The organism is Marinicauda sp. Alg238-R41, from assembly GCF_947331485.1.
GTDB lineage: Bacteria > Pseudomonadota > Alphaproteobacteria > Caulobacterales > Maricaulaceae > Marinicauda > Marinicauda pacifica.
Genome location: NZ_CAMZOJ010000001.1, coordinates 1,624,175 through 1,638,880, shown reverse-complemented (window position 1 = coordinate 1,638,880; position 14,706 = coordinate 1,624,175). Strand labels below are relative to the sequence as shown.

Here is a 14,706-nt window from a genome sequence, read left to right as displayed (position 1 = left end):
GCAGTAGTGCTGAAAACCGACCGGCAAACTGGGGGCGGGTTGGTGGCAATTCTCGTTTTTATATATTTAATTTCAATATCTTAAAATGAAAATGGTGGGCCCGGAGGGACTCGAACCCCCAACCAAGCGGTTATGAGCCGCCGGCTCTAACCAGTTGAGCTACAGGCCCTGCGTCTGCGTGTCCCGCATGGCGGTGCGCAGGCAGGCCCTCCTCATAGCCAAACCCGGCCGCGGAGGAAAGACGGTGTCTCACGCGCTTCAAATCGGCTAGGAACACGCATGGGTCCAGGCCCGGATACCGGGCAGGCTGGATCGCGTTTTCGAGAAGATCGCGAGCAAGACAAGTTACGATGCAGCAAACGCCGCCCGACACCGAACAGACGTCCAATTCAACCGGCGATTCGCCCGACCCTAATGTGGGCAACACGGTTGATAACCTGTTCGACCGCCTCAACGCCTCGGTGCGCGAGCTTTACGAGTGGAGCCACGCCAACCAGTCTACTGCGCTCACCGCTCTGGCCATAGCGGCGGGGATCTATCTCACGCTTCTGGTCCTGCGCATGATCATCGCAGCGGTCATCAAGCGCTTCGCCGACTCCGATCCCACCTCGGTGCCGGCCATCCTGTCCCGCGCGATCTCGAAGATCGGCTCGCTGTTCCTTCTCGTGATCGCGATCGCGTCGACGGCGGCCCTCTTCCCCGTTCCCGAACCTGCGCAGGGCCTGATCCGCGGCGTTCTCACGCTCGCCATCATCCTGCAAACCGCAGCCCTGGTTCAGGAAGTCGCCGTCTCCCTTCTGGTGCGACGGGCGCAACGCGGCGGCGAGGGAGGCTCCGGCCTGGCCAACGCGGTCGGGGTGTTACGCTGGCTTCTGGTCGGCGTGATCTGGATCATCACCTTCATCATCCTGCTGGATACGGCCGGGGTTCAGGTGACCGCGCTGATCGCGGGCCTGGGGGTTGGCGGGATCGCCATCGGTCTGGCCGCGCAGGGGATTTTCTCCGACCTCTTCGCCTCTATCTCCATCCTGTCAGACAAGCCTTTCAAGAAAGGCGATTTCATCATGTTCGGCACGATCTGGGGCACGGTCGAGGAAATCGGTCTGCGCACGACGCGGATCCGGTCTCTGTCCGGCGAGCAGATCACCGTCTCCAATACCGACCTGATCGGCGAGCGCGTGCACAACTACCAGCGCCTTCAGCGGCGGCGCCACGTGATGAATGTGGGGGTCCTCTATCAGACCCCGGCCGAGACGATCGAGGCCATCCCCAAATGGGTCCGCGAAGACTGGGAAAAGATCGAGCTGCTCACCATCGACAGGCTCCACTTCATCGGCTTTGGCGACAGCTCGTTGAACTTCGAGTTCGTGTGCTGGGTCGAGGCACCGGACTTCGTGACGTATCGCGACACGATCCAGGCTGCGGCGCTGGCCGTCATGCGGCGCTTTGCGGACGAAGGCGTGGACTTCGCCTATCCCACGCGCACGCTCTTCATGGCCGAGCCCTCGGGGAACCCGATCGATCCCAGGGGGCTTGTGAAGTTCGAGACCGGCACGGACTCCGACGTGAATGAGAGCTGAAGCCAAATGCCTTCAGGACTTCTTGTGCAGGCCATGATTTGGCCACCGGCGGGGCGCCAAGCTGCGACGAGTTGATCAAAGGAGAATTTATTCATGTTGCGTCCCCTGCTTCTTGCCACCGCCCTCGTCCTCCCCGGCGCCATGGCCGCCCCGGCCTTTGCCCAGAGTGCGCAGACCGAGGCGAGCGAACCGGCGACCCTGTCCCTGACGGCCAGCGGCGAAGTCAGTATCGCGCCCGATATGGCGGTCGTGACCGCTGGCGCCGTTACGCGCGGCGAAACGGCCGCAGAAGCGCTGCGGGCCAATTCGCGCCTGATGAACGAGGTTTTCGCCGCTCTGGACGAGGCCGGCATCACCGGCAATGACCGTCAGACGTCCAATCTTTCGGTCAATCCGGTCTACGCCTCGCAGGACCCGAACCGCTCCCGCCCCCAGTCCAGCGACCGCGAGATTGTCGGCTACGAGGCCCGCAATACCGTGACTGCGGTGGTTCGCGACCTTGATTCGCTGGGCCAGACCATTGATGCGCTGGTGGACAGCGGAGCAAACGAGCTTCAGGGCGTCTCGTTTTCAGCCGAGGACCCCGCCGAGGCCCGCAATGAAGCGCGCCGCCGCGCGGTGGCCAAGCTGAACGAGTTGCGCGATCTCTATGCGGACGCCGCCGGGTTCACCGTGCTGGGCCTGCAGTCGATCAGCGAGAGCGGCGGCTATTCCGAGCCGATGATGATGCGTTCAGCCGGCATGGCGATGGACGAGTCCACGCCGGTCGCGGCCGGCGAAGTGACGGTTCGCGTTACGGTCAACGCCAGCTGGCGCATCGACGACTAGACCGTTTCCAACACACGAAAGCAAAAACCCCGGAGCCAGGCTCCGGGGTTTTTTACGTGGGCATGGTGCAGGAATTACGCAGCTTTGGGCTGGGAAATCACCTGATTATCCTCGTCCAGCAAAACCACGGTCGGCTGGAAAGACCGCGCCTCTTCGGCATTCATGGCACAATAGGCCACGACAATGATCCGGTCGCCCGGCTGGGCCAAGCGCGCGGCCGCACCGTTGATGCCGAACGTCTTCGATCCGCGCGGCGCGGTAATCGCATACGTCGTGAATCGCTCGCCGTTATTGATGTTCAGCACATCGACCTGCTCATGAGGCAGGATACCGGCGGCATCGAGGAGATCGGCGTCGATCGAGATCGAGCCCTCATAATGCAGATCGGCCTGGGTCACGGCGGCGCGGTGAAGCTTCGCCTTCATCATGGTCAGTTGCATGGCACGCGCGCTCCTGTTGGCGGGTCTGCAAGAGAAATGTTGCGCTGCATATAACCGATTTCCATCGACGAATACAGGCCCTTGCAGACCGGTGTATCAGCACCGGTCTTGCTCAGCCCTGATATAGGAAGGCATGCTCGCGAATCCACCGGTCCTGACCTTGTCTCCACTTTAAAAAAAGCACTCCGCTCATGGCTCGCTTCGCAATCGCCCAGCATGGCGCCTCGTCCGATGTGGCGGTCAACATGGCCAAGGCCGTTCAGATGGTCGAGGACGCGGCCCGCCAGCGCGCCAGGCTGGTCTGTTTTCCCGAGATTCACCTGACGCCGTTCTTCCCCAAGACCAGAGGCGGCAACGCCGAGGCGTGGCGCATGGCCGAAGACGGTCCCGAGATCGCGACCTTCCGCGACCTCGCGCGGCGTCATCAGATCGTGATCATATCCAACCTGTATCTGACGGGCCCGGACGGAAAGGCTTATGACGCCTCCCCCATCATCGACGCGGACGGCGACGTGCTGGCCATTGCGCGCATGAACCAGATCGCCCAGTTCGATGGGTTTTGGGAGCAGGACTATTACGCGCCGGGGCGCGGATTCGAGGTTCATGACACCGCCGCCGGGCGCATCGGTGTGGTGATCTGCTTCGACCGGCACTTTCCTGAAAGCTACCGGGCCGTTGCGCGCGCAGGCGCCGATATCGTGTTGACGCCGACCTGCATCGAGCGCGACGAGCCGCTCTCCCTGTTCGAGGCGGAGATGCGCATCCTCTCCTTCCACAACTCGGTATACAGCCTGCTAGCCAATCGCTGCGGCGAGGAGGCGCCGCGCGCCTATGCCGGCCACTCGCTGATCTGCGGGCCGCAGGGCGAGGTGCTGGCGCGTGCCGGTCGCGAAAGCGAACTCCTGATCGCCGATTACGACCTTGAGGACCGGCGCCAGATCGTACGCGAGCGCGGCTTTCTCGACGCGAAGCTCACGATTTCCTGAACACGGGCACCCCTTGCGCGGTTGCGTTCACCGGACCCAGCCTCGCCAGGCCAAACCGGCACAGCCGAGAGGCTTGCCAGCATCATGGAGAATACCCTTACAAGGGTGTATCTCCGCTTGGAACGCCCTTCAGTCACAGACGGACCCTGCACCTTATGACCCTCTCCGTAACCTCGTGGAACGTCAATTCCATCAAGGCCCGCCTGCCCAACGTGATCGAATGGCTCAAGGAGGCTGCGCCCGACGTGGCCTGCCTGCAGGAGCTCAAATGCGTGGACGAGGCGTTTCCCCGGCTCGAGATCGAGGACCTTGGCTACAATGTCGAGACGGTCGGGCAGAAGACCTATAACGGCGTGGCCCTGCTCTCGAAACGTCCCATCGAGGAGGTTGCCCTGCGCGGCCTCCCCTTGCCGGAGGGCGAGGAGGACGAGCAATCGCGCTATATCGAGGCGGTGATCGGGGCCGAATCCGGCCCGGTTCGCATTGCCTGCCTCTATTTGCCCAACGGCAATCCGGCGCCGGGGCCCAAGTATGACTACAAGCTCTCCTGGATGAAGCGCCTGCATGATCGCGCCCAGGAATTGCTCGCGCTGGAAGAGCCCGTGATTCTGGCCGGCGACTACAATGTCATTCCGCGCAACGCGGACGTGCACGATCCGGCGCGCTGGGAAGGCGATGCGCTCTTTCGTCCCGAAACCCACGATGCCTTCTATGCGCTGCGCTGGCTCGGCTACTCGGACGCTTTCGAACAGGCTGACGGGCGCGCCCACCAGTACACGTTCTGGGACTATCAGGCCGGCGCCTGGCCGAAGAATAACGGCATAAGGATCGACCATCTGCTGCTGAGCCCGCGGGCGGCCGACACGCTGGAGAGCGTCGAGATCGATAAGGGTCCCCGCGGCAAGGAAAAGGCGTCCGATCACACGCCTATCACCGGGCATTTCGCGCTCTAGATCACGGCGGGCGCCTGGCTAGCTGGAGACGCCGCCGAGCGTTTCCTTTTCCAGAAGCGTCCGGGCAATCTCCTCGATCAGGCTTATCTCGGTGTGCAGGGTCTCGACCCGCTTACGGTCGGCGAGCGTGGACAACATGGAGCCCGCCTCGAACTGATTTCCCGTTTCCGCCGCGATCAGCAGCTCGCCGCGCCCGGGCGCCTCGGCCAGGGCTTCATCGAATACGCAGCGGATTCGCTTGCCTTTCAGCGCCGTTTCAAGGCGCAGCAGACGCTCCATGAAGGTTGGAGTCAGGAGATAGCGGCTCATCACCTGATCGGTCGCATAGACCTCGAACTGCTTTTCGAACGCGGGATCGACCAGGCCGACCCGTTCCAGGTTTTTGCCGGAGAAGGAAGTCTTCACCCAGCCTTGCAGGGCGTTGAAGATGCCCTGATCGCGGGTGACCAGGGTCACGCCCTCGATGGTGCGCGGAAAGGCGATGCGAATCAGCGCGCCGCGAAACACGGTTTCGTAATAGGTGCGCTTTTCCGTCTCGCGCTTTTCTTCAAGATGGGCTTCGTAAAGCTCGAACTCGACACCATCGAAGCGGCCTTCGAAATGGTCCTCGAACGCCCTGCGCGTGTAGGACGGCACCAGCCCATGATCGCGGAACGCCTCAAAGCGGGTCGGACTGGCAGGTGCCGGCGCATAGCTCATCGAGAAGGCGCTGGCGATCCGGGTATTGAGCTCGAGTTTCACCTGCTTGCGCAGGGCACGCAAGGGAGCGGACGCCCACGCCAATCCGCCGACGAGCGTACCGATCGCCGCCAGGAGCAGGAAGGGTGCTGGCAGACCGACAAGAGCCAGCACGCCGGCGATGGCGGCCGCAGTGATGAGGGCGCCGAATCCCCCGACAATGGATCGGCGGACTGCGCGCTTGCGCTGGCTTTCACGCGCTTCCAGCCACGGGCGCAACTGCTCGTAAACGGCGTCGAGGGATTTCAAGTCTGTCTCCGAAATGAAAACGGGCGCCGGCTTGGCCGGCGCCCGAAAACTCTAAAACCGCGTCGCGGGCCTGCCTAGTGACGGCGGCGCGCCACACGTTCGATTTCGGCTTGAACCTTCTCTTCCACGATGGACGGCAGATTCTCGTCCAGCCATTGCTTGAGCATCGGACGCAGCATTTCGCGCACGATGCCTTCCAGCGTCAGCCCTTGTTCGGACGAAACGCGCAGGTTCTCGGACAGGGCTGCAAAGGCGCTCGATGCCGCGCTCGACTGCACGTCGCCCAGCAGGGACTCGTCATCGGCGGCCGGAGCCGGCTTCGGTGCCGGTTCGGGCTCGGCTTCGAATTCCGGTTCCGGTTCGACTTCCGGTTCGGGCTCAAGCTCAGGTTCTTCCGGCTCTTCCTCGCGATCCACGATCATGAGGTCGTCGGAAATCGACATCGGATCCGTGCCAGACATGTCGTCTTCGACGCGTTCGGTAAGCTCCAGAACATCGTCATTGTCGCCGAAATCGTCATCCGCCGCGGCTTCTTCAGCCTGCGGCTCGGACTCTGCTTCAGCCTCGGCCTCTGCCTGAGGCTCGTCCCCGTCCATGTCGGACTCAGGCTCGGACTCGGTTTCAGTGGACGCAGCCTCGGCCTCGGCCGGCGCGGCCTCTTCCTCGTCCTCGTTGATGATCCTGCGGATGGAGGCGAGGATCTCCTCCATTGTCGGTTCTTGTTCGGCGTTTGCCATGGGAAACGTCCTTCGTCCGTCGCGTTGAGAGCCAGCCTGATAGGCTTAAAACTAGTGCTGCGGCGCACCCAATGTCCAGCAAAGCTTGCCCGCTTGGCAGCACACTAGTTCCAGGGCGTTAAATCCAGGTTAGGGCCCCAGCCGCGATCGAGAGAAGCTTCAGCATCATAGGCATCAACCGGCAATTCCAGACGCTGGGCATCGAGCACGCCCATCGACTGCAGCAGGTTGTAGGATGCAACGTAGAGGTCGCGTTCGGCCTGAACGAGATTCAGGCGCGAGTTGAGCAATTCCTGCTCGGCATTGAGCACGTCCAGCGTCGTGCGCAGGCCGACAAAGGCTTCCTGCTCCACGCCGTCGAAGGCGATTTCGTTTGCCTGCACCGCTTCGCGGCTGGATTCGATCACCGCTCTGGCCGCGAGAAGATTATTCCAGGCCGTGGTCACTCCCTCGATGACCTGGCGACGGGCCTGAACCACCTGCAGCCGGGCCTGATCTTCTGCTGCGATCGCTTCGCGCACACGCGAGGCATTCAACCCGCCGGTGAACAACGGTACCGATACCTGGGCCCGGATCGTCGCCGATCCCCGCCCCCGGCCGGTAAAATCCGATTCCCGGTTTTCCGAAGCGGTCGCCTGGAGGCCGATCTCCGGACGGCGCGCGCCTCGCGCGATTTGCACCCCCTGGCTGGCCGCGATCTCCGAATACTGGGCCGCCAGCAATTCAGGGTTCGCCGCCAGCGCCACATCGGCCGCGTTGGCCAGGTCTTGGGGCAGGACCGGAAGGCCCTCCGGCTCGACCAGAGTCGTCGGCGTGATCCCGACAACGCGCTCGTAATTGGCGCGGGACGCCGCCAGCTGGGCCTGCGCAGCCGCGAGTTCGGCCTGGGCGCCCGACAGGCGTGCCTCGGCCTGAGCCACGTCGGTCCGCGTGATCTCTCCCACCTCGAAACGGTCCCGCGCGGCGTCGAGCTGGCGGGCCAGCACTTCGACGTTATTGCGGCGGATTGCAACGATTTCCTGATCCCGGATCACGGTGGTGTGCGCCGTGACCGCATCGACGAGCACGCCCTGTTCGGTGGACAGAAGGCGCATCCGCCCGGCCTCGATCCCGGCGAGAGCCTGATCGATGGCGCCCGAGATCCGGCCGCCGCGATAGAGCGCCTGGTTGGCGGTTACAGAATAGCCCGCGCTGCCGGACCCGGTCTGGCCAAGCGTCGCCTGGCTGCTGCCACCCCAGGTCTCGCTCTCGGAGACCGAAGCGCTCGCCGAGAGCGAAGGCAGCGCCCCGGCTCGCGCCTGATAATAGCCTTCATTGGTCTGGCGCAGCTGGGCGCGCTGGCCGGCCAGAACCGGATTGGACTCGTAGGCGGCAGCCAGCGTTTCTTCCAGGGTCTGGGCGGTGGCCGGAGCCGCGAGCGCCGCGGCACAGAGAATCGCGGTCGAGAGAAGTCGGAATGTCATACCTGCCTCGCGTGGTGAACCCGGCAACGCGTATACGCCGTCGCACTCAAAAAGTGAACACCGTTCACCCCGGTTTCACCGAGGCGGCGGCCTAGAAAACGAATTCGTCTTCTTTTCCAAAGCCGGGCACGAGAGTCGGCGTGCCGTCGAAAACCACATATTCGCCGACCGAACCGCCCTGCCCCTTGGTAAAGACCGTTGCACGCCCCACCGGGCCGGACCGCACGAAGGTCACCAGCCGGCCGCCTTCGGCCAGCTGCTCCAGCAGCGCATCCGGCACTTCGTCGACCGCGCCGGCAATGACGATCACGTCGAAGGGCCCCTGGTCGGGCACGCCGGCCGTGGGGTCGGCCTTGACCACGACTGCATTGTCGGCGCGCACCTCGGTCAGGCGCTCGCTGGCGCGGCGGACCAGATCGTCGTCTGAATCGATTCCCACGACCGTTTCCGCCAGACGGGCCAGAAGCGCAGTCGTGTAGCCGCGCCCGCAAGCCACATCGAGAACCAGGTCGGTCGGACGGACATTGGCAACGTGGATCAGCTTGGCCAGGTCCCGCGGGCTGATGAGGAAGCGTCCTTCGGCCACTTCAACCTCGGCATCGCCATAGGCCTTGGCCTGCTTGGAGCGCGGCACGAAGAGTTCGCGCGGCAGCTCGAGCATGGCATCCTGAATACGGTAGTCCGTCACGTCGTTGATCCGCACCTGGCTGTTGACCATCGCGCGGCGGGCTTGGACGAAATCGCTCATAGACCAGACACTCCCGAGTACCGTTCAGCGGGTGTATATCGCTTCAAACGACGCGGTGACAACGCATCCGTCGCAAGGATCGCAGCATCGGCTGCCGCTGGCGCGTTGCGGGCCGCCAAAGGCTTGGTTATACATTCGCATCCTGCGTGAGGCGCCATGGCGGAGTGGTGACGCAGCGGATTGCAAATCCGTGTACCCCGGTTCGATTCCGGGTGGCGCCTCCATCCCCCTCTTCGCGTTTAGCTATCGCCAGGCCGATCACTCTGCCGGACGGGCATGAGGATGATCCTCCACGCCGGCCCTCACCAGTTCCTCGCGCAAGCGCCCGGTCAGGAAAAGATAGAACATCCGGTAATCGCTGATCAGCGACCACCAGGGATGGGTGAAGGTCGCCGGCCGGTTGTGCTCGACAAAGGCGTGGGCGACCCAGGCGAAGAAATATCCCGCCACCGGCACAAGAAGCAGAGCCCACCAGGTCTGGGTCAGAAGCGCATAGGCCAGCACCACCGGTGCGGCCGTCGAACCGATGAAGTGCCAGACCCGCGTGGCCGGCACCGCGTGCTCGCGCAGATAGAACGGCCAGAATTCCGAATATGTCGCACAGCGGCCTTGCTTGCCTGCCATGTCACGCCTCCCTTGCGTTGCAATCATCACGTTCTGCAGCCTAGCACAGGTGCGGAATATTCTCGATAACCCCGTGGTTTCTTAACCTTACGGATAGACCTGTCACCAGTTTCCCCCATTCCGGCGTTAATATTAGGACGGCGTTAACCCTCGAATCGTTAAACATGAGTCGTCTTCTTCGGAAGACACCCCACCATCCACCCAAGCCTTTTCGGGAGCCCTTCGTGGCTCCCGTTTTTTCTTGCCGGATGGACGGGCTGCGGAAAATGGCAGGTCGCGGTGAAAACCTGTCTTGCCCCGCACGGACGGCGTTGCTAAAGACCACGTCCTCCAGACGAGAGTGGATATTCCCCGGTAGCTCAGTTGGTAGAGCAGGTGACTGTTAATCACCGGGTCGGCGGTTCGAGCCCGTCCCGGGGAGCCATCTCACATTCTGGATTTTCTTCATATTTCAAACGCCTGCCTGGCCAGCGTGGCTGCGCCCAGCACAAACGAATACGGCCCGCGCTGCGCGCAGGCCGTTCCGCTTGCTGTCTCTGCAAAGCTGGGGCGTGCGCCTAGGCGCGCCCGAGAAGCCCGGCGAAGAACCGGCCGACAGGCCCACCCTTCTCCTGGCTCTTGGCCCCTGCTTCCTCGCCCGAGCTGGATCTGAGAAACGCACGCGCCTGATCCTCGGTCTCGACGACCGCGATCGTGCGGCCCTCCCCCGCGACGACTTCCTGGAAGGCCTGGATAAAGCGGTAGCCGGTCTCGCGCGTCGGCAGGACCGCCGCCACACTGAGCGAATCGGGCGTGGATCGCACGAACATCTGCGCCAGTCCGCGCGCCTCGCCGGCCGGGATATGGATTTCAGCCTCGCTCATGTCCATGAGCAGCTTGCGCGCACCGGAATCCTCGACCATCGCGGAATAGAGCGAGAAGGACTCCATCGCCTCCTCCCAATCCACGCTGCCGACGCGCCGGGACAGAATAATCCCGTCGTCAATCTCAAGTGATCGGCTCATGCCTCCCCCTTCTTAGGTCTGAGCGGCTCGTCTAAATGTGAAAATCACTATCGGGATAAACCCTTAGCAAGAGCTGAATACGAGTATTCAGACCTTCAGTGCGCGCACCCGGGCAGGCGCCGTATCGGACTGGTCTGCCTGGCGCCGCCACATGCTGGCATAGAGCCCGCCCGCAGCCAGCAACTCCTCGTGGCGCCCGGATTCCACCAGCGCACCTTCCTCCAGAACGTGAATCTGGTCGGCGCCGGCAATGGTGGACAACCGGTGGGCCACCGCGATCGTCGTGCGTCCGCGAGCCGCTTCGGCCAGGGCCGCCTGGACTTCGGCCTCGGTGTGGGAGTCCAGCGCCGAAGTCGCCTCGTCCAGGATCAGGATGGGCGGATTCTTCAGGATCGCCCGCGCCACACCGACACGCTGCTTCTCGCCGCCGGACAGGCGCAGGCCCCGCTCGCCGACGCGCGTCTGCATGCCCGCCGGCAGGCCATCCACAAAGCTCTTCAGACGCGCGCGCTCGATCGCGTCCATCACGTCGGCGTCGGTCGCCCCGGGCCGGCCGTAGAGGACGTTTTCCCAGAGCGTATCGTTGAACAGCACGACCTCCTGGGGCACCAGCCCCAGCGCGTCGCGCAGCGAGGCCTGGCTGACCCTGGAGATGTCCTGCCCGTCGATCAGGATGCGGCCGCTATCGGGATCGAAAAAGCGGTAGAGCAGACGCAACAGGGTCGATTTGCCCGCGCCGGACGGGCCGCAGAACCCGACAAAGCTCCCCGGCTCGATGGTCAGGCTGAGATCGGCAACTGAGCGCTCCCGGCCCTCATGGGAAAAGCTCACATCCTCGTAGCGCACCTCTGCGCCGGAAACCTCCAGCGCCGGGGCATCCGGGATGTCGGCAACCTCGGGGCGCAAACGCAGCATCTGGAACAGGCGCTCCAGATCGACGGTGGCCTGTTTGATCTCGCGATACGCCCAGCCGAGAATATTCAGCGGCTGGTACACATTCATCAGCATCAGCGTCAGGGCCGCAATATCGCCCGGCTCCAGCTCGCCGCGGATTGCCAGCACCCCGCCCAGCAGCGCAACCGCCAGCAGGCCGCCATTCATGATCGCGGCCTGGGCTGCGTTCAGCCCCGCAAGGCTTTGCTGGCTGGCCGCAGCCGCGTCGGCATACCGGGTCTTGGACGCGTTATAGCGGTCGACTTCGCGCTGCTCGGCGGCGAAGGCCTTGACGGTTTCGAAATTGGACAGCGTATCGACCGAGCGCGCATTCACCTCGGTGTCGGCCTCGTTCATCCGGCGGCGCAGCTTCACGCGCCATTCCGTCATCACCCCGGTCACCACCGCGTAGGCGAGGACGGCAATCACGATGACCACCGAGAATATCCAGTTGTAGATCACAGCCGCAACGATGGCCGCGAGCGTCAGCTCGACAAGCGCCGGCAGGATGTTGAACACCAGGAAGCGTAGCAGGAAATCGACCGCGTTCGCGCCGCGATCGATGATCCGGTTGACCGCGCCCGTGCGCTTCATCTGATGATAGCGCAGCGACAGGCTCTGCACGTGAGCAAAGCCCTGGACCGCCACGAGACGCTGCGCGTCGTTGGACACAGGAGCAAACAGCGCATCGCGCGCCTGCGGCGCCGCAGTTCCGGCAAAGCGCGCGAGGCCGTAGGCCAAGAAGGCGCCGCCAAAGCTCCACCAGGCCAGCGTGCTCAATGTGCCGTCGGTCGCCGCGCGCGTGAGCACGTTGACCCCTTCACCGAACAGGACCGGGGCCCCGACAGAGAAGAATTTCGCCAGCACGGTCAGGCCAAAGGCGATCGCCATGCGTACGCGCCACTTGGCCATTTCCGGCGAGGCGAGCAGCGTCAGGAGCCGCCCGATCGCCTCGTCCAGCCGGCCTTCGGGCGCCGGCCCTTCCTGTGTGTCGTCGCTGGGTGCTGTCATCGCGCGTTAGGTAGGGCGCATGGTGCGCAACTGCCAGTCCCGCGGATCGCCCGGGCTCAGCCCTCGCTGTCCTCGCCTTCTTCACCGGGCACATCCAGCACCTGACCGGGATAGATCAGGTCGGGATCGCGGATCTGGGACTGGTTGGCTTCGTAGATGACGGTGTACTGCACGCCTTCGCCATAGAGGCGGCGCGCGATCCGCCACAGCGAATTGCCCGGCTGCACGACGACCCGATTATCGCCCATGTTCAGCTCGTCTGCCGAGACCCGCTCGAACGGCAGCACGATCACGGCCGTGACCTGCCCGTCCTCGATCTGGTCGATCTGCAGATCGTAGACGCCCGGCGCGAAGGTCTCGTCGGCCTGAACCGTCCAGCGCCCGGCAGCGTCCGCCGTGGTCTCGCCGACCACGTCGCCATCGGCCAGCACGCGGATGCCCGCGCCCGGCGCGGAGCGGCCGCTGAAGATCACCGCGCCGGCTTCGTCATAGTCGACGGTTTCCAGCGACAGCGATCCCATGGATATGCCGTCGAACGGCGACTGGAGGACTTCGCTCGCGCCGCCCGGACGGCCCAGCACCACGAGTGGCGTGCGGTCGCGCGATTCCGGAATGGCCACAACCACCACCTGGTCGGAGCGGATTTCCTGGCCCGAGGGCGTACGCATGAGAAGGCTCAGTTCGACCGAGCCCGCCGGCAGCGGGTCCTCGATGATCATGACCCACTCGCCCGCGGCATCGATTTCGGCCTCGGCCACCTCGCGCTCGCCGGCCAGCAGGCTGACCCGGGCACCGGGGCTGCCGCGCCCGGCGACAACGGCGGTGCCGCGAGGGTCGACGCGCACGACGTCGAAGCTCGGCGGGGCGAGTGCCGCGCTCTCGGCGGGGGCCTCGGCCTCGCTCTCGGCCTGGGAAGCGGCCGGGGCAGGCTCGGGGGTGTCAGCTTCGCGCGTGAAGACATAGCCCAGCGCCGCAGCCACAGCGACAATGAGCAAGGCGGCTGCAATCAGTAAGGATCGAGTTGCACTCATGGAGGTCTCCTTAAGGGCGCTCGGCCGTGGGGGATGACGCCAGGGTCGCGCCATCATTTACATAGGATTAAGCTTACCATACCGAGGCGTCGAGTCTGGAACACCACTCTCTTCATACAGGTATGACATGGCAAAACTACGAAGCGTTTGCGTCTATTGCGGGACCCGGACCGGCAATGAACCCGCTTTCGAGGCACTCGCCGAAGAGGCCGGGCGCCGGGTCGCGCAGGCCGGCTACCGTCTTGTGTTCGGCGGCGGAACGGCCGGGCTGGCCGGAATCGCCGCGCGTGCCGCAGCCGATGCCGGCGGAACGGTGCTCGGTGTTATCCCCGAATTTCTGATCCCGGTGGAAGGTGCGTTCGAGGGGATCGAGCTGCGCAAGGTGGCCACCCTTGGCGCGCGCAAATCGATGATGATTGCCGAATCGGACGGATTCCTGGCCCTGCCCGGCGGCACCGGAACCCTCGAAGAAGTCTTCGACCTGCTCACCCGGCGCAATCTCGGCCTCGAAAACAAGCCGGTCGCCTTTGTCGACAATCAGTTCTGGGGTCCGTTCTCCACCCTGCTCGACCACGTCGTGCGCTACGAATTCACCGATCCTGCCCTGGTCGACGGACTCAGCTTTGAACCGGACATCCAGAGCGCGCTCGCAGCTTTGCGCATCGGCGAGCCCGGCTAGTCCAGTTCGCCCTGCAAACGGGCGACAGGCTCGATAAGCCCGGGGCCGCCATTGCGCACGGAGTTTACCTTTTCGGAAACCTCGCGCAGAACAAACGTCCCCTCTGGCGGCGGCTTCAGAAACGGCGCGGGCTCTGTGCCGGGGTCGAGCCAGTCACTGGCTGCGCCAGGATCGATGAGAACCGGCGTGCGGTGATGAATGGACGCGATGTCTTCATTGGCCGCCGCAGTCAGGATGGCAAAGCTGTCAATCTGCGCCTCGCCTTCGCCCCAACGCTCCCACAGACCGGCAAACATCATGGGCCTGGCGTCGCTCCGCGTGATGAAATAGGGCGTCTTCGTCTCACCCACCCGGTGCCATTCATAGAACCCGCTCGCGGGAACCAGGGCCCGGCGGCGCGCCAGTGCCTGGCGGAAGCTCGGCTTCTGCGCCGCCGTTTCATTGCGCGCATTGATCGGGTCCTGCGATCCCGGTCCGCGTTTCGACCAGTGCGGAACCAGCCCCCAGCGTACCGGCGTCAGGCGCATCCCGCCTTCCGCACCCCGGCGCAGCACCGGCAGGTTCAAGGATGGCGCGACGTTATAGTTCGGCTCCAAATTGGGCCGGTCTTCAAACTCGAGGAGTTGCCGCAACTCGTCGAGCGTGTAGGAGATGACATAGCGTCCGCACATGAACCCTATCGGGCCGCAAGCCCCGGTCCGC

General features: G+C 64.1%; 15 protein-coding genes and 3 tRNA genes. 7 read left to right on the top strand and 11 right to left on the bottom strand.

From position 1 onward, the window contains the following. Positions 1–92: 92 nt before the first annotated feature. Positions 93–169 (bottom strand) — tRNA-Ile (locus PGP17_RS07835). Between the two features lie 181 nt (positions 170–350). Between PGP17_RS07835 and PGP17_RS07830 the strand changes: the two genes are divergently transcribed. Continuing rightward, positions 351–1,580: a mechanosensitive ion channel family protein gene (locus PGP17_RS07830; protein ID WP_270374866.1), complete on the top strand. Its 1,230-nt coding sequence runs from the start codon at positions 351–353 to the stop codon at positions 1,578–1,580. Positions 1,581–1,673: 93 nt separating this feature from the next. Then, complete coding sequence (locus PGP17_RS07825; protein ID WP_270374865.1) at positions 1,674–2,408, top strand: SIMPL domain-containing protein; 735 nt, start codon at positions 1,674–1,676, stop codon at positions 2,406–2,408. A gap of 74 nt (positions 2,409–2,482) precedes the next feature. On the opposite strand, the gene panD is transcribed toward PGP17_RS07825, so the two are convergent. Next, positions 2,483–2,848 carry an aspartate 1-decarboxylase gene (gene panD / locus PGP17_RS07820; protein WP_270374864.1) on the bottom strand — a complete coding sequence of 122 codons (366 nt, stop codon included), beginning with the start codon at positions 2,846–2,848 and terminating at the stop codon, positions 2,483–2,485. A gap of 191 nt (positions 2,849–3,039) precedes the next feature. Between panD and PGP17_RS07815 the strand changes: the two genes are divergently transcribed. Next, complete coding sequence (locus tag PGP17_RS07815; RefSeq protein ID WP_270374863.1) at positions 3,040–3,834, top strand: carbon-nitrogen hydrolase family protein; 795 nt, start codon at positions 3,040–3,042, stop codon at positions 3,832–3,834. Positions 3,835–3,989: 155 nt separating this feature from the next. Next, a complete protein-coding gene (locus PGP17_RS07810; RefSeq protein ID WP_270374862.1) occupies positions 3,990–4,787 on the top strand; it encodes an exodeoxyribonuclease III in 798 nt (265 codons plus the stop codon). An 18-nt stretch (positions 4,788–4,805) separates the two neighbouring features. Here PGP17_RS07810 and PGP17_RS07805 read toward each other — a convergent pair whose 3' ends face one another. The 4 genes from PGP17_RS07805 to PGP17_RS07790 all read right to left on the bottom strand — a co-directional run bounded on the left by PGP17_RS07805 (position 4,806) and on the right by PGP17_RS07790 (position 8,722). Next, positions 4,806–5,774, bottom strand: coding sequence for a DUF3137 domain-containing protein (locus tag PGP17_RS07805; RefSeq protein WP_270374861.1), 969 nt, complete (start codon positions 5,772–5,774; stop codon positions 4,806–4,808). A 74-nt stretch (positions 5,775–5,848) separates the two neighbouring features. Next, on the bottom strand, positions 5,849–6,511 hold the full coding sequence (locus PGP17_RS07800) for a DUF2497 domain-containing protein (protein ID WP_270374860.1): 663 nt from the start codon (positions 6,509–6,511) through the stop codon (positions 5,849–5,851). A 104-nt stretch (positions 6,512–6,615) separates the two neighbouring features. Then, a complete protein-coding gene (locus tag PGP17_RS07795) occupies positions 6,616–7,974 on the bottom strand; it encodes a TolC family outer membrane protein (RefSeq protein ID WP_270374859.1) in 1,359 nt (452 codons plus the stop codon). Between the two features lie 91 nt (positions 7,975–8,065). Then, the gene (locus PGP17_RS07790; RefSeq protein ID WP_135943373.1) at positions 8,066–8,722 is read right to left on the bottom strand and encodes a protein-L-isoaspartate O-methyltransferase family protein; all 657 of its coding nucleotides are present in this window, start codon (positions 8,720–8,722) and stop codon (positions 8,066–8,068) included. A gap of 150 nt (positions 8,723–8,872) precedes the next feature. On the opposite strand from PGP17_RS07790, the gene PGP17_RS07785 reads away from it, so the two are divergent. Then, positions 8,873–8,946, top strand: a tRNA-Cys gene (locus PGP17_RS07785). 34 nt (positions 8,947–8,980) lie between these two features. On the opposite strand, the gene PGP17_RS07780 is transcribed toward PGP17_RS07785, so the two are convergent. Then, positions 8,981–9,346 carry a DUF962 domain-containing protein gene (locus PGP17_RS07780; RefSeq protein WP_135943372.1) on the bottom strand — a complete coding sequence of 122 codons (366 nt, stop codon included), beginning with the start codon at positions 9,344–9,346 and terminating at the stop codon, positions 8,981–8,983. A 348-nt stretch (positions 9,347–9,694) separates the two neighbouring features. Between PGP17_RS07780 and PGP17_RS07775 the strand changes: the two genes are divergently transcribed. Beyond that, positions 9,695–9,770 (top strand) — tRNA-Asn (locus PGP17_RS07775). 133 nt (positions 9,771–9,903) lie between these two features. Here PGP17_RS07775 and PGP17_RS07770 read toward each other — a convergent pair. The 3 genes from PGP17_RS07770 to PGP17_RS07760 form a co-directional block, all read right to left on the bottom strand. After that, positions 9,904–10,350: a hypothetical protein gene (locus PGP17_RS07770; RefSeq protein WP_270374858.1), complete on the bottom strand. Its 447-nt coding sequence runs from the start codon at positions 10,348–10,350 to the stop codon at positions 9,904–9,906. An 87-nt stretch (positions 10,351–10,437) separates the two neighbouring features. After that, positions 10,438–12,294, bottom strand: a complete 1,857-nt coding sequence (locus PGP17_RS07765) for an ABCB family ABC transporter ATP-binding protein/permease (protein ID WP_270374857.1) — start codon at positions 12,292–12,294, stop codon at positions 10,438–10,440. Between the two features lie 56 nt (positions 12,295–12,350). After that, positions 12,351–13,325, bottom strand: a complete 975-nt coding sequence (locus tag PGP17_RS07760) for a LysM peptidoglycan-binding domain-containing protein (RefSeq protein ID WP_135943369.1) — start codon at positions 13,323–13,325, stop codon at positions 12,351–12,353. 127 nt (positions 13,326–13,452) lie between these two features. On the opposite strand from PGP17_RS07760, the gene PGP17_RS07755 reads away from it, so the two are divergent. Beyond that, a complete protein-coding gene (locus PGP17_RS07755) occupies positions 13,453–14,004 on the top strand; it encodes a TIGR00730 family Rossman fold protein (protein WP_135943368.1) in 552 nt (183 codons plus the stop codon). Here PGP17_RS07755 and PGP17_RS07750 read toward each other — a convergent pair. Next, positions 14,001–14,675, bottom strand: a complete 675-nt coding sequence (locus PGP17_RS07750) for an SOS response-associated peptidase (protein WP_270374856.1) — start codon at positions 14,673–14,675, stop codon at positions 14,001–14,003. The genes PGP17_RS07755 and PGP17_RS07750 overlap by 4 nt on opposite strands. Positions 14,676–14,706 lie beyond the last annotated feature (31 nt).

Excerpts from the sequence above, each read along its gene's own strand:
- PGP17_RS07750 (WP_270374856.1), bottom strand. The coding sequence starts at position 14,675 with ATGTGCGGACGCTATGTCATCTCCTACACGCTCGACGAGTTGCGGCAA.
- PGP17_RS07790 (WP_135943373.1), bottom strand. The coding sequence starts at position 8,722 with ATGAGCGATTTCGTCCAAGCCCGCCGCGCGATGGTCAACAGCCAGGTG.
- PGP17_RS07760 (WP_135943369.1), bottom strand. The coding sequence starts at position 13,325 with ATGAGTGCAACTCGATCCTTACTGATTGCAGCCGCCTTGCTCATTGTC.
- PGP17_RS07780 (WP_135943372.1), bottom strand. The coding sequence starts at position 9,346 with ATGGCAGGCAAGCAAGGCCGCTGTGCGACATATTCGGAATTCTGGCCG.
- PGP17_RS07770 (WP_270374858.1), bottom strand. The coding sequence starts at position 10,350 with ATGAGCCGATCACTTGAGATTGACGACGGGATTATTCTGTCCCGGCGC.
- PGP17_RS07825 (WP_270374865.1), top strand. The coding sequence starts at position 1,674 with ATGTTGCGTCCCCTGCTTCTTGCCACCGCCCTCGTCCTCCCCGGCGCC.
- panD (WP_270374864.1), bottom strand. The coding sequence starts at position 2,848 with ATGCAACTGACCATGATGAAGGCGAAGCTTCACCGCGCCGCCGTGACC.
- PGP17_RS07755 (WP_135943368.1), top strand. The coding sequence starts at position 13,453 with ATGGCAAAACTACGAAGCGTTTGCGTCTATTGCGGGACCCGGACCGGC.
- PGP17_RS07800 (WP_270374860.1), bottom strand. The coding sequence starts at position 6,511 with ATGGCAAACGCCGAACAAGAACCGACAATGGAGGAGATCCTCGCCTCC.
- PGP17_RS07795 (WP_270374859.1), bottom strand. The coding sequence starts at position 7,974 with ATGACATTCCGACTTCTCTCGACCGCGATTCTCTGTGCCGCGGCGCTC.
- PGP17_RS07765 (WP_270374857.1), bottom strand. The coding sequence starts at position 12,294 with ATGACAGCACCCAGCGACGACACACAGGAAGGGCCGGCGCCCGAAGGC.
- PGP17_RS07815 (WP_270374863.1), top strand. The coding sequence starts at position 3,040 with ATGGCTCGCTTCGCAATCGCCCAGCATGGCGCCTCGTCCGATGTGGCG.
- PGP17_RS07830 (WP_270374866.1), top strand. The coding sequence starts at position 351 with ATGCAGCAAACGCCGCCCGACACCGAACAGACGTCCAATTCAACCGGC.
- PGP17_RS07810 (WP_270374862.1), top strand. The coding sequence starts at position 3,990 with ATGACCCTCTCCGTAACCTCGTGGAACGTCAATTCCATCAAGGCCCGC.